Raw genomic sequence first — 13,456 nt, forward strand, 5'->3', positions numbered from 1 at the left:
TGCAGGTGCAACTCGTTTTCTTGTCTTATGGTCTTGGGAGATGGATGGTCGAATGGTCCAAGTCAATCGAAATAGTCCAGTCACTATTATCCCGAACAGTGCATTCAAAGTCTGTCGTGTAGAGAATGAGCTCCAAGACATCCCCTTTTTTCAGCTGGTAGATAGTCGGTTGCAGTTTCCAGCTCAGGTCCATCCACTGTCCAGGCACCACTTCCTCGACAGTCATCAGGTCGGTGCGGTTCTGCAGGTTCATAAAGCCCTTGGTCACCAAGCGTTGCGGCATGTCAACGTAAGGCAACTCCACCAGATTTTCTTGGGCATGGTAGCGGCCGTTGTCCAGGCTCAACCGCATTTTTGGCGTTGGGATTGGGGCTAGACGTTTTTTATTTCCCTTGTCCAATAGCTGAGCAGATAAGAGGCCCTTGGCTACACTAGAAGATACACGGAGTTTCAGCGTGACCTGTCCGTTAATCAGGAGATCCTCCGTTATAGGCAGTTCCATGCTGACTTGGTTGGCCTTGCCTGCGTAGAGGTCTTGGTGAAAGGCAGGGTAGGATTTGCCATAGCGGTCAAAATCTTCTTGGGCATAGTGATTGGAAATAGTCTGGCTTCCAGTTCCCAGTGGTAAGACAGCCTCTTGTCCACCGCCAAAGGTTTCTAAGGTCGTCCAAGTTTGCTCACCGCTGTTGTCCTGCCAGATGACCGTTGGCAGTTGGTAGTTGTTCTCGTAGCCCAGCAGTTTCTGACTGAGCAGGGCGTTCATGGATTCACGGAAGTCTATAGACTGCCAGTTGTTCATATAAACGTGGGCACCGTTGTGGAAGAAGAGGTGCTTTTTGATGTGACTTGGCAGGGCGTGGAACATATTCCAGACATGGATTGGCTTGACATTCCAGTCCTGTGAGCCGTGGGTAAAGACCACTTCGCACTTGACCTTGTCAGCCTGGAGCAGATAGTTGCGGTCCTGCCAGTATTGGTTGTAGTCGCCACTGGTGCGGTCCAGGGCAGTACGTTCTGCCGCCAGTCCTTTTTCGTAATCTTCTTTACTGCGGAGGAAGTCGCCTGCTTGCAGACTTTTCGAGTAGGTCAGAGCGGTCAAGCTATCCAAGTCCTCTCCTGGATAACCACCAGGGCTGGTCACCAGCCCGTTTTCACGGTAGTAATCATACCAAGAGGAGATCCCCGCTTCTGCGATGATGACTTCCAGTCCGTCCACGCCAGTTGTTGCCAAAGCATTGGACATGGTACCGAGATAAGACAGTCCCGTCGTCGCTACCTTACCATTGGCCCAATCAGCCTTGACCTCTAGCGAGCGGGTGTGGTCTGTGTAGGCCTTGGTGCGACCGTTCAGCCAGTCAATCACCGCTTTGTAGCCCTCAACCTGCTGGTAGTCACCAGACGTCATGTAGCCAGTCGATCCTAGAGTTCCAACTCCAGACACATGGAGGCTGGCGAAACCACGAGCAAGGAAGTAATCATTGAGGGAGTAAGAAGTGATGTGGCCCAGTTTTTCGGTGGCAGGGCTGACAGGCAGGTCCCGCTGGTCCAAGTCTAGCTTAGTGATGCTGGTCTGCTTGACCTCAATGGTGCCAGCTGGTTTTTCCGCCAACTCCCCTTCCATCTTGTGCAGGGCCTTGTCGCTGGCAACTTCATTGACTCCTTGATGATAAGGGCTGTTGGTAATAACCGCAGGGATTTTCCCGTCAAAGTACGGACGGAGGATGGAAACTTTGACAATATCAGTCTGGCCAGTCCCAGCCGTATCGACAGGTGTTTCGACATAGACCACCTCACGAATGAGATTTTTAGTTGAAAAGGTCGCCAAGGATTTTCCGTTGAAGAAGTGGTAGCGATTGTCCTCAGGAATCAGGTCGTCACTGACCAGCTGGTCAATCAAGGTATTGCCTGACTTGGTGCGCATATTGAGCAGCTGATAGAGATTTTCAATGATGTCGCCAAAGACAATTGGGAAATTGGTTTTCTCGGCAAAAGCCGCAACATCAGTATAGTCAAAGTTTGGCACAAAGCCCAGCAATTGAAAGGCTACTTGGTAGAAAACTTCCGCAGTGACTTGGCGGTCCGACTGAAAGAAGGTCAAGAGGTCTGTCTCCCAGTCTGCAATCATATTGGACAGGGCAAAGTCTGTGTTGGTTGTCAGAAAATGACAGGTTCTTACGAAGATTTCCAGGATTTCTTTTATTTCTGCTTGACTATCGACCGCAAAGCCGATAGAATGGAGTTCGTTTACAATGGTTTCCCGATTTTGTGGGATGTATGAAAATTGATTAAAACGCATAGGAGCTCCTTATTTTCTGAAATTATCTACCTTCCATTATAGCGGAAAAGGGGCAAATTTGTCTAAGAATAGTTAGAAATTCTGTAAGGAAAAATGTCGAAATCTACAGGAAATCATTTGTAAAATTAAGTAAAATTCTATATAATATCTAGGAATGATATTAGGAGGGAAATGATTGTGTTAAGGGAAAATCAACCCGTAGTACCTGTGCTGCGGGTCAATAATAGAAGTGTTAATCAAGCCTTCCTAGAAGATAATTTGGGGATGAAAACCAAGCTGGAAGACGGCCCATTTGCGGAATTTGCTGGTCATCAAGACAGCGAGATTAGGCTGGTTTTGCAGGAATCGCCAGGTAATCGTAGCCGGGCTGTTCGTGGACTGAAGAAGCTCAATAAAATCATTATCAAGGTCGAGAAGGTTCACGAAATTGAGGCTCTGTTGGCTAATGGAACGGTTTACAGCAAGCTCTACAAGGGGCACAATGGCTATGGTTTTGAGGCAGTATCGCCTGAGGGAGATACTTTTTTGCTCCACAGTGAGGCAAGCATCGGTGATTTAACAGCTATTCTGCCACCAGTTCCTTTTAAGGGGGATGCTGATTTCGCTGGTTTAAGTCATTTTGAGGTGGCGTCTGTTTGGATTAACAGCCCTCATCCAGTAGTTAGCCAGGATTTTTATGAGACTATCTTGCCCAACCAGGTCTTTTTGCGTTTTGTTGGGGCAGAGGGTGAAGATTTACTGACACCAGCAGAAGAAATCTGGGACTTGGACAGCCTCCGTTTTGCGGTAGAGAGTGATTATGATTGGTCTAATTTGGAGAGCAAGCTGGACGTTCCATTTTTCAAAGACAAGAAAGCGACCTTTATCCAAACAACAGACCCAAGCGGTATTGAATTGTGGTTTGAAAAATGAGACAAGCAATTTTAGACAAGATTTCAGAGCAGATTGAGCAGGGAGTCTATCCTGGCGCCAGTCTGGCTCTTTTTTCTAAGGGTCAGTGGCAGGAGTATTACTTGGGGACCCAGGACCATGTGACCCCAGTGGTAGCGGGTCTGATCTATGATTTGGCCTCCGTTTCTAAGGTCGTCGGTGTAGGCACTCTTGCGACTTTTCTGGTCAATAGCGGAGCTTTGGAGCTGGATAGGACCTTGCAGTCTTACTATCCTGCTTTTCAGAATAGTCAAGTGACCATCCGTCAATTATTGACCCATACTAGCGGTATTGATCCTTTTATTCCCAATCGGGATAGTCTGGATGCCGACCAACTCAAAGAAGCGATTTTGAAGATTAGGGTGACGGACAAGAAAGAATTTCTCTACACAGACATCAATTTTCTCCTGCTGGGCTTTTTGTTGGAGGAACTGGGTGGAGCTAGTCTAGACCAGCTGATTAGTCGAGGTGTTCTAGAGCCCTTTGGCATGTCCCAAACCTCATACGGTCCTGTCAGTCAGGCGGTACCGACGGTGCGTGGCGTCAAAGCCGGTGTGGTGCATGATCCTAAGGCGCGTGTTTTGGGTGTCCATGCGGGTAGTGCGGGTCTCTTTTCGACGGTCAGAGATTTGGAAATCTTTTTGGAGCGCTATCTGACGGAGGACTTTGCGGCAGATTTGACCCAGGACTACGGCTTTGATGACAAGCGCAAGCGGTCGCTGGCCTGGGATAAAAAGGGGGATTGGTTGTCCCATACGGGATATACAGGGACCTTTATCATGTACAATCGTCCTTTGCAACTGGCGGCAATTTTCCTTTCGAATCGAACCTTTGACAAGGATGAGCGGGCTCAGTGGAAGTTGGACCGCAATCAGGTCATGAAATTGATAAAACAGGTTTTGGAGGAGGAGTGATTTAGTGAGGAATAATCCTTCCACAATGTGTGGGAGGATTTCAGACTGAAGACAAAGTCGTTAGAATTGTATTTCTAACGGCTTTTTCATATGTAAAGTAGTATAATAGAGTTAGGAATAAAGAGAACGCTTAGAAGGAGAATCGCTATGTTACACAAAGAAAACTCAGACTACAATCGCGGTCAATTTGGTTTCTACAGTTTAGATGACCTTGTTCCTCAAGATCATCTCCTTCGTCAAATAGAGGAAGCTATTGACTTCTCTTTTATCTATGACTTAGTCGCAGATAGCTATAGCGATGATACAGGGCGTCCTATTCTTGACCCTATTCTGCTCATTAAAATTCCAATCCTTCAGTGTCTCTTCGGCATTCGTTCCATGCGTCAAACCATTAAGGAAATCGAAGTCAACACTGCCTACCGTTGGTTTCTTGGTCTTCGACTGGATGATAAGGTGCCTCATTTCACTACCTACGGAAAGAACTATGTCCGTCGTTTTCAAGATAGACAAGTTATTGAAGGCATTTTCACCCATATCTTAGGTCTCTGCGTCAATGCAGGCTTCATAGATCCAACAGAAATTTTCATTGACGGTACCCATATCAAGGCTGCGGCGAATAATCGTAAATTCATCAATCGTGAAATTGAAAAGCAAGCCAAGTTTATGAGTGACCAGCTAGAGATTGAAATTAACAGGGATAGAGAAAAGCATGCAAAAAAGCCGCTAGGGCCCGCAAAAGAGGAGGGACCCATCGCTAAGAAAATTTCTACAACTGACCCTGAAAGTGGCTGGTTTCATAAAGGGGACCATAAGGAAGTATTTGCTTATACAGCTCAAGTTGCTTGTGACAAGCATGGTTGGGCTCTGGCTTATAGTGTGGAGGCTGGCAATGTCCATGACAGTCAGGCCTTTCCTGCACTCTTCGCCAAGCTCCAGCCCTTTCAACTTAGCTTTCTCGTTGCCGATTCTGGCTATAAGACCCCAAGTATCGCTCGCTTCCTCCTAGAACAAGAGATTACTCCAGTCTTTCCGTATACACGACCGAAAGGAAAGAAAGGGAAACTACGCTCGAAGGATTTTGTCTATGATGAATACTATGACTGTTATATCTGTCCTGAGAATCAGGTCTTAACCTATCGCACTACAACCAGAGAAGGTTATCGGGAATATAAGAGTGACTCAGCTATCTGTGCTACTTGTCCACTTCTATCAATTTGTACAGAAAGCAAGAACAAGCAGAAAGTGGTAACTCGACACATTTGGAAAGAGGCTTTAGAAAGCTGTGAAGAGATTCGGCACAGGAAAGGTATGAAGGAGCTCTACCAGAAGCGGAAAGAAACCATTGAACGCCTCTTTGGGACAGCCGAAGAGTACCACAATCTTCGTTATACAAGAGAGAAAGGCAAGTCCAAAATGGAAGATAAAGTTGGACTGACTTTGGCGTGTTTAAATCTAAAGAAATTGGTAAGAATGAGGGTAGGGAAGCCTTTTTATATTGTACAAATAGCCACGATTCTGGCAAAAAGACCGACTATCAGACCAATAAACAGAAAAAGACAAACGCCTCTTAAGTGTCTGTCTTCAATCTGAATCCTTCCACAATGTGTGGGAGGATTTTTACTTATTGCCCATCAAGTAAGTGGTAAGAAAACGATAAAAAATCTCTTGCTAAACGCTTCGTGCTTCCTATAGTAGTGTACGATTTTTGATATAATAGAGATATATTTTAGACGAGTGTTAGGAGAAATTATGGTCGATATAAAAGGGAAACTCCCTCTGTTTCAAGCAAATGATATCAACATCAGCAAGGATGTCAATTTAGTCTGGTCTATTGCAAACACCCTACGAGGAGCTTACCGAGCGGATAAATACCGTGATGTCATCATTCCCATGTTTGTATTGGCTCGCTTGGAGGCGGCTCTTTTGCCGACCAAGGAAAAAGTGTTGGCTCAGTTCCAGTCGAATCCGTCAACACCAGAGAAAATCTTTGAGTCTCTTACAGGCTATAAATACTACAATACCAGCAAACATACTTTGAAGAATCTCTTGAACGAACCCGATGCCATCAAAGATAATTTTTTGGATTACCTAGATGGTTATTCCAAACGAGTCAAGGATATTATTGAGAATTTGAAATTTAAGGAGCAGGTGGATACCTTGGCAAGTACAGGGCGTCTCTTTACAGTAGTGAAGAAATTCTCGGAACTTGATTTATCACCAAGTTCCATTGATTCTATGCGGATGGGTTATATGTTTGAGGATATTATCCGTCGCTTTTCTGAAAACGAGGAGGCAGGTTCTCACTACACACCACGGGAAGTCATCGCTCTTATGGTCAACCTGCTCTTGATGGAGGCAGATGAAGAGCTTTTTGTTGACAATAAAGAGATTAAGGTTTTAGATATGGCAGCAGGTACAGGTGGTATGCTGGCAACTGCCAAAAGTTATATCCAACAGCTCAATCCCGAGGTTAACGTCCGCTTGTTTGGTCAGGAGTATCTGGCTGAAACCTATGGTATTGGCAAGGCGGATATGCTGATTCGTCAGGGTGATTCAGCATTCTCAGATTTCTTTGTTAAGACGGATACGCTTAAGGATCCAGATCCGTTTCACGATAAGAAGATGAACTTTGTCATTGCCAATCCACCTTTTGGTCAGTCTTGGGGAGGGAAGGATGCGGATGACGGAGTAGAGCAGGCGGTCAAGGAGGATCAGGCTCTCTTTGAGTCGACAGACGGCAGGGAAGGTCGTTTTGTCAATACTCCCACGACAGGTGATGCTCAGTTGCTCTTCCATCTACATGCTTTGGCGAAGTTGGAGGAAAATGGCAGAGCTGCTATCATTTCAAACGGTTCACCCCTATTTTCAGGCGGAACGACATCTGGGGAAAGCCAAATCCGACGGTATATCTTAGAAAATGATTTGTTGGAAGCCATTGTCGCTCTACCGGGGCAATTTTTCTACAATACTGGAATCGGTATCTATATCTGGCTCTATAATAAGGATAAAAGTCCAGAAAGACAGGGTAAGGTACAGTTTATCGATGCGACCAATGAATTTGTTCCCTTGCGGAAGTCGCTGGGACAAAAACGCCGTGAGCTGTCGCAGGACAATATCAAGGACATTCTCCAGTGGTACCATGACTTTGCGGAAAATGACCGAGTGAAAATCTTTGACAGCAAGGAATTTCTTTATAAAGAATACCTGGTCATGCAGCCTTTACAACGCCGTGGAGAAATTACAGAGAAAAGTCTTGAAAGTGTCCAGTCGGTCCAGTTTTTTGCCAAGCTCTTTGATGAGTACAAGTACCAAGAATTGCTGGAAATGGAGCCACGCACGGCCAAGCAAGATAAGGAACTGCAAAAGTTAGAAGAAGGTAGAATAAAGCAAGAGGAAATCCTCCAAGCCCTCCGTCAAGGTCTGTCGGAAGCTACCTATCCAAACTTTGAGACCTTTACAGCCGTACTGAAAGACCTCTTGTCAGAAGTCAAGCTGACCCCAGCCAATCTCAATGCCCTGGCCCTTGCTATGAGTGAGATGGACAAGACTGCCGAGGTTATCACAACTAAGAAGAAAGACAAGCTGGGTGAGATTGCGGACGGTATCGTCTATGACAAGACTACTAAGGATTCTGAGATTGTCAAGCTCTCGGAAGAAGTGGAGACTTATTTTGAACGGGAAGTCTATCCCCATGTGCCAGATGCTCACTACTGGTGGGAGGAAAACAAGCTGGGAGCAGAAATCCCCTTTACCCGTTATTTCTACCAGTACCAAGTGCCAGAAAAGGCAGAAGACCTGCTCAAACAATTCTATGACCTAGAAGACCAATTACAAGCACTCTTGGAGGACCTCAAACATGACTAGGATGAAAGATAGTGGCATCGAGTGGATTGGAGAAGTGCCAGAGGAGTGGGTAGTAACAAAGTTTAAGTTTCTAGGTACGGCAAAAAATGGTTTGACCTATAGTCCAGAAAATATTGTTGAGCAGACTGAGGGAGTCCTGGTACTTCGTTCTGGCAATATTCAGAACAATAAGCTGGTGTTTGATAATAATGTGTATGTAAACAGTCAGATAGAACCATCAATATTCTTAAAAAAAGGTGATATTCTGATTACTGCTCGAAATGGAAGTGCGAATTTAATTGGAAAAAACGCTATTGTGGAAGAATCAATTTTGGCAACCTACGGAGCATTTATGATGGTCTTTAGAGTAAATAAAAGGATGAAATCAAAATTTGCGTATTATTTAATGGATTCAAGTTTTGATTTCTATCGCACCTTTTTTACTACTTCAACTGTTAATCAACTGACAGCTGGAATTTTTTATAATATTGAAGTTCCTTTACCTACTATTGTTGAACAAACTCAAATCACTGACTTCCTCGATAAAAAAGTTGCTCAACTGGATAAGGTCAAAAGCCTTCTAGAAGAGCAAATTAAGACCTTGGAAGACTACCGCCAAAGCCTCATTTACGAAACCGTCACAAAAGGACTGGATAAAACCGTTCCCCTAAAAGACTCAGGTGTTGACTGGATAGGACAGATACCAGAGGGGTGGGAGATAACGAGGTTAAAATATATTTGCGGAATGCAGAGCGGAAATAATTTAACTTCCCTAGAGATTTCTTCTGAAAATGATGGTGGGAAGATCTTTCCAGTTTATGGAGGCAATGGTCAACGAGGATACTACAATGATTTTACGAATGAAGGAAATTATTGTTTGGTCGGTAGACAGGGAGCATTAGCTGGCAATGTTCATTTTGTTTCAGGAAAATTTTGGGCGACTGATCATGCGATAGTTGTTTATGAACATACGCACACCTATTCCAAATATGTTTACTATTTATTAAAAGTAATGAATATAAATCAGTATGCTTTTGAAACAAGTGCTCAACCAGGACTTTCTGTAGAGAAAATATTACAACTAGAGACGATTCATTGTCCAAAAGGTGAACAAACCCAAATCGCTGATTTCCTAGATAAAAAGACGGAGCAAATCAATCAAATGATTGCTATCAAAAAAGAACAAATTGAAAATATCAACAAACAACGCCAAACACTGATTTATGATGTTGTGACAGGAAAAAGGAGGGTGTAGATGGAGCACGAAAACTACAACTATTCTTTGAGGTGGGTCTTTGATGCTCAAGAGCTTCATGAAATTGATGCAAAAACTCTACTAAAGTCTGAGCAAGCACTGATAGAGTACATACATTGTCTCTCAAAAGAGCTTAATCTTTCCTTGGAAATGAAAGTTAAAGCAAGAAAAGAAGGTAGTTTTGAGACAGAGCATATTGTAGAGTTTTTATCTCAAAATAGAGATGTTATCTTGGTGTTTTTGACAGTTGCATTTAATAAATTTTTCGCGCCAAATCCAAAACCTAAAGATAGTAATATGTCAAGGACGCAACTATTAGTTGATATTCAAGAAAAAATTAATAGTAATTCCTTAACTTTGGAACAAGCTGAAGCATTTATTGAGTCATCGGGTTTCTCTAGGAAGCAAAAAAATGCTTTTTTCAAAGTTAACAAGGCAAATAACACGATTAAGGCAATTGAAGTTAAGCAGGAATCGAAAGTCACTAGAACTATCAAGAGGGAGGACTTCTCAGATTATATTATTGAGTCAACTAATGATGAGAACATTTTATTTGATTCAAAAATTTATATCATTTCTCCAGTAATTGTTAAAGGTAGTAATGAACTATGGTCAGGTGAATTTGAGGGTGAAAAAATAAGATTTTATGTCAAAGATAAAGAATTTCTAGAGAAGTCACAGAACAAGGTTATTTCTTTTAACACAGGCTTTTTTATCATTTGTAATTTACGAAAATCTATTAAAATCATTGACGGCAGAGAACAAATCAAATGGGATGTAATGGAAGTTAGTAGCTACGCAACAAATGAAAAACATATTTTTGAATTTAATCATACTAATCGAACTGGTAAGAATAATATAGTTGATGGACAATTGACATTGTTTGATTGATGTATGTCAATTTGATATCCATCCTTTCTCCTCTATCCTTCCGAACTGTATTAGAATAAGCACCAGTTTAGTTAGGAGCTCTAACCGCCAAATAGGATCTCGTTTGACTATTTTTTCTAGTTAGGTTATAATGAGAATAGAAAAGGGTAGTTGCACTCACAACTACCCAATGCAGAACCGTTTAAGATGGTGACTAGTTTTATAATTACTAAAAAATAATCGTCAACCGGTCAAAGTTTAGACGGTTATTTTTTATTGCTCATTTTTACGATGACAATCACTAAGCCAATAAGGGAGAGTAGGAAACTACCGAATCCCAGCATCAGTTGCATCGTCTCGTAAACTGACAACAATCTGCTCCTTTCTGTTAGATTTTGATGAGTTGCCCATAGGCACCACCTACCTTTCAGAAATTAGAGCCACCGTCTTCGAGAGGTTATTATGCTTTAGAAACATAAAACCTCTCTTCCCATTTGGAGAAACTCTTCTGCATAAATAATTATAGCATAGTTACATAGAAAATAGTTGAATTTTTGATGATTGATTATTCTGTCAAAATTATTAGGCTATCCCTATCCTTCCGAAAATCTGCTAAACATCCTTCCGTTTGTCGTCTATCCTTCCGAACTGTGCTATAATAGTATTAGAAAAAGGGACTGTTTTGGTTAGAAGGTGAGGTGTCCTATGTATATGTCTGTCAAGCAGGCGGCGGAGCTCTGGGGGATTTCAGACCGCCGTGTTCGTGACTTGTGTAGTCAGGGAAAGGTGGAAGGTGCTATCCGTGAGGGGCGTTTATGGAAGATTCCTCAAGATACCCCAAAGCCAGTTGATGGTCGTTATAAAAGGGTGGAAAGCCTCCTGCCCTTGATTGATGAAAAGATGGCAAGGTTAGCGACCCTTCGTCCCTTGACCAGAGGAGAGATTGAGCGGCTCAATGAAGAATTTACAGTGGAGTTCACCTATAATTCTAACGCTATTGAGGGAAATACCCTGACCCTGCGTGAAACGGACATGGTTTTGCGAGGTTTGACCATTGACCAGAAGCCCTTAAAGGATCATCTTGAGGCTATTGGTCATAGGGAAGCTTTTGAATACGTACAGACCTTGGTGGCAGAGGGCACACCTTTGACGGAGCAGGTTGTAAAGGATATTCACTATCTGGTTTTGTCCGATAAGAAGGACGATAGAGGTGTCTATCGAAAGGTGCCCGTTCGTATCATGGGTGCTGCCAACGAACCTGCCCAGCCCTTTATGATCCGTCCCTTGATGGAGCAGTGGCTGGCGGACTATGCTCAGAGTCAGGAAAATATCGTGACCAAGATGGCTCGTTTTCACATTGCCTTTGAAAGCATTCATCCCTTTATTGATGGAAATGGTCGAACTGGACGGCTCTTGGTCAACTTGGAGCTGATGAAGGCTGGTTATCCTCCCATTGATATTAAATTTTCAGATCGATTAGCCTATTATCAGGCCTTTGATGACTACCATGCTAAGGGAAGCCTGTCAGCAATGGAAGATTTGTTTGCCCGCTATTTGAACGAGAGATTGGACATGTATCTGTCTATCCTCTCCCTCGATGGTGTAGAGTAAGTACAAGGAAGAATAAGGAATACCTATGGCTCATTTTGACCTTACAGAACGTTATGATTTTCAGCAGTGGATTATCAAGGATTTAGAAACAGAAAATGGTTTTACTCACAGACCGCAGAGTAAGTATAATCAACGCTTGGCAATGGATACAGACATCTTGTGGGAGTTTCTGCGAGCAACCCAAGAAGACGAGATGGACTATCTCTTGAAGAAGTTGGACAAAGAGGTTATTCTCAACTTGATTAACCAAGAAATTATCAAGGGAGGTCTTCTCTTTGCCTTGAAGTCGGGGGTTTACATTGAAAATAAACAATTGAAACTGGTCTATCCCAAGCCTGCCACTTCCTTTAATGCCAAGGCAGTCAAGCGGTATGAGCAAAATCGTTTTACAGTTATGGAAGAGGTTGTCTACAAGGATCAGGAACGTGTAGACTTGGTTATCTTTCTGAATGGTCTAGCTTTGTTTGCGATTGAGTTGAAGCTCAATTCCAGTGGTCAATCGGTAGATGATGCCGTTCGTCAGTTGAAAAAGCGAGACAGCAAAAATCGCTTGTTTAAGTTTAATGCGGGCGTTTTGGCTTCTTTCGCGGTAGATACCTTAGAAGTCTACATGACGACCGAAATCAAGGGGCAAGATACCTATTTCCTTCCCTTCAATATGGGAAATGGTGAAGGGGTTGATCAGGGGGCTGGAAATCCGCACAATGAATCTGGTCCAGACACAGCCTATTTTTGGAAGGAAGTGCTGACTAAGGATAGTATTCTTCAGTTGATTGAACGCTTTATCTTTTTGAAGATTGATTGGGATAAAAAAAGCAAGAAAACACTGATTTTTCCTCGTTACCAGCAAAGACGGGCAGTAAACCGTGTCCTAGAGGATATGAAGGTCAATCACACCGATAGCCATTACCTGATTCAACACTCGGCAGGGTCTGGCAAGACCAATACGATTGCTTGGTTGGCACATAGTTTGGTCAGTCTGCATGACTACGAAGACCGAAATGTTGTGGATACGGTCTTGATTGTGACAGACAGGATTGTTGTGGACAGGCAGCTACAGGATGCTGTTCAGGCTATCCAGCATCAGCCTGGGGTTATCAAGGTGATGGATGACAAGGCGACTTCCAGTGACTTGGCGGATGCCTTGGCTGGAAATACCAAGATTATCGCAACAACCATTCATAAATTTGCCCAAATCAATAAGTCAGATTTGATGACAGCTGGTCCAACTGCCCAGAAAAGATTTGCCATTCTGATTGATGAAGCCCACAGTTCGACGACGGGCTCCTATATGAGTGCTGTCAGTCAAGTTTTGACAGAAACAGATGTGGAAGACGGGACCATTGATGAGGTGCAGGAGGTTTCAGTGGCGGATGCCATCGAACAAGAAATCGCTCGGACAGGAAAGCAAGACAACATTTCGATCATCGCTTTTACAGCTACGCCTAAAGCGACAACCCTCCAGTTGTTTGGAAAAACCTTGCCAGATGGTTCAAAAGGTCCTTTTGATGTCTACTCTATGAAACAGGCTATCCAGGAAGGCTTTATTCTGGATGTCTTGAATAACTATACTACTTACAAGACGTACTACAAATTGAACAAGGCTGTTGAGGAGGATCCTCAGTTTAAGACAGGTCTTGCCAAGAGAAAGATTGCCAAGTTTCCCGCGTTGTAAAATGAAGTGCAACAAAAAAGACATGTTCGTCTGATATACTAGAATTCCCCAACTCAGTATAG

9 protein-coding genes and 1 pseudogene are annotated in these 13,456 nt (G+C 43.3%); 8 read left to right on the plus strand and 2 right to left on the minus strand.

The genetic code is table 11. The features are described 5' to 3' along the window. Positions 1 to 25: 25 nt before the first annotated feature. Positions 26 to 2,296 (minus strand): Xaa-Pro dipeptidyl-peptidase, encoded by a 2,271-nt coding sequence (locus tag ACHBHN_RS08610; RefSeq protein WP_394733938.1) that lies wholly within the window; start codon positions 2,294 to 2,296, stop codon positions 26 to 28. Positions 2,297 to 2,467: 171 nt separating this feature from the next. Between ACHBHN_RS08610 and ACHBHN_RS08615 the strand changes: the two genes are divergently transcribed. From ACHBHN_RS08615 to ACHBHN_RS08640, 6 genes are all read left to right on the plus strand, one after another. Continuing rightward, entirely contained in the window at positions 2,468 to 3,208 is a 741-nt protein-coding gene (locus tag ACHBHN_RS08615; RefSeq protein WP_394733939.1) for a CppA N-terminal domain-containing protein, read from the plus strand. Then, positions 3,205 to 4,140, plus strand: a complete 936-nt coding sequence (locus tag ACHBHN_RS08620) for a serine hydrolase domain-containing protein (protein ID WP_394733940.1) — start codon at positions 3,205 to 3,207, stop codon at positions 4,138 to 4,140. Before ACHBHN_RS08615 ends, ACHBHN_RS08620 begins: the two co-directional genes overlap by 4 nt. A gap of 147 nt (positions 4,141 to 4,287) precedes the next feature. Next, positions 4,288 to 5,730, plus strand: a complete 1,443-nt coding sequence (locus ACHBHN_RS08625) for an IS1182 family transposase (RefSeq protein ID WP_394733941.1) — start codon at positions 4,288 to 4,290, stop codon at positions 5,728 to 5,730. Positions 5,731 to 5,889: 159 nt separating this feature from the next. Next, the gene (locus tag ACHBHN_RS08630) at positions 5,890 to 8,004 is read left to right on the plus strand and encodes an N-6 DNA methylase (protein WP_394733942.1); all 2,115 of its coding nucleotides are present in this window, start codon (positions 5,890 to 5,892) and stop codon (positions 8,002 to 8,004) included. Beyond that, positions 7,997 to 9,238 carry a restriction endonuclease subunit S gene (locus ACHBHN_RS08635; protein ID WP_394733943.1) on the plus strand — a complete coding sequence of 414 codons (1,242 nt, stop codon included), beginning with the start codon at positions 7,997 to 7,999 and terminating at the stop codon, positions 9,236 to 9,238. Before ACHBHN_RS08630 ends, ACHBHN_RS08635 begins: the two co-directional genes overlap by 8 nt. Continuing rightward, positions 9,239 to 10,129, plus strand: coding sequence for a hypothetical protein (locus ACHBHN_RS08640; RefSeq protein WP_394733944.1), 891 nt, complete (start codon positions 9,239 to 9,241; stop codon positions 10,127 to 10,129). It abuts the gene before it with no gap. 245 nt (positions 10,130 to 10,374) lie between these two features. Here ACHBHN_RS08640 and ACHBHN_RS08645 read toward each other — a convergent pair. Further along, a pseudogene (locus tag ACHBHN_RS08645) lies at positions 10,375 to 10,494 on the minus strand (putative holin-like toxin); the annotation flags it as partial. Positions 10,495 to 10,813: 319 nt separating this feature from the next. Here ACHBHN_RS08645 and ACHBHN_RS08650 point away from each other — a divergent pair. After that, positions 10,814 to 11,719 carry a Fic family protein gene (locus tag ACHBHN_RS08650; protein WP_394733945.1) on the plus strand — a complete coding sequence of 302 codons (906 nt, stop codon included), beginning with the start codon at positions 10,814 to 10,816 and terminating at the stop codon, positions 11,717 to 11,719. A gap of 25 nt (positions 11,720 to 11,744) precedes the next feature. After that, positions 11,745 to 13,394, plus strand: a complete 1,650-nt coding sequence (locus ACHBHN_RS08655) for a DEAD/DEAH box helicase family protein (RefSeq protein WP_394733946.1) — start codon at positions 11,745 to 11,747, stop codon at positions 13,392 to 13,394. Positions 13,395 to 13,456: the final 62 nt, after the last annotated feature.

It is taken from the genome of Streptococcus sp. A22 (assembly GCF_043674215.1).
Lineage (GTDB): Bacteria > Bacillota > Bacilli > Lactobacillales > Streptococcaceae > Streptococcus > Streptococcus suis_V.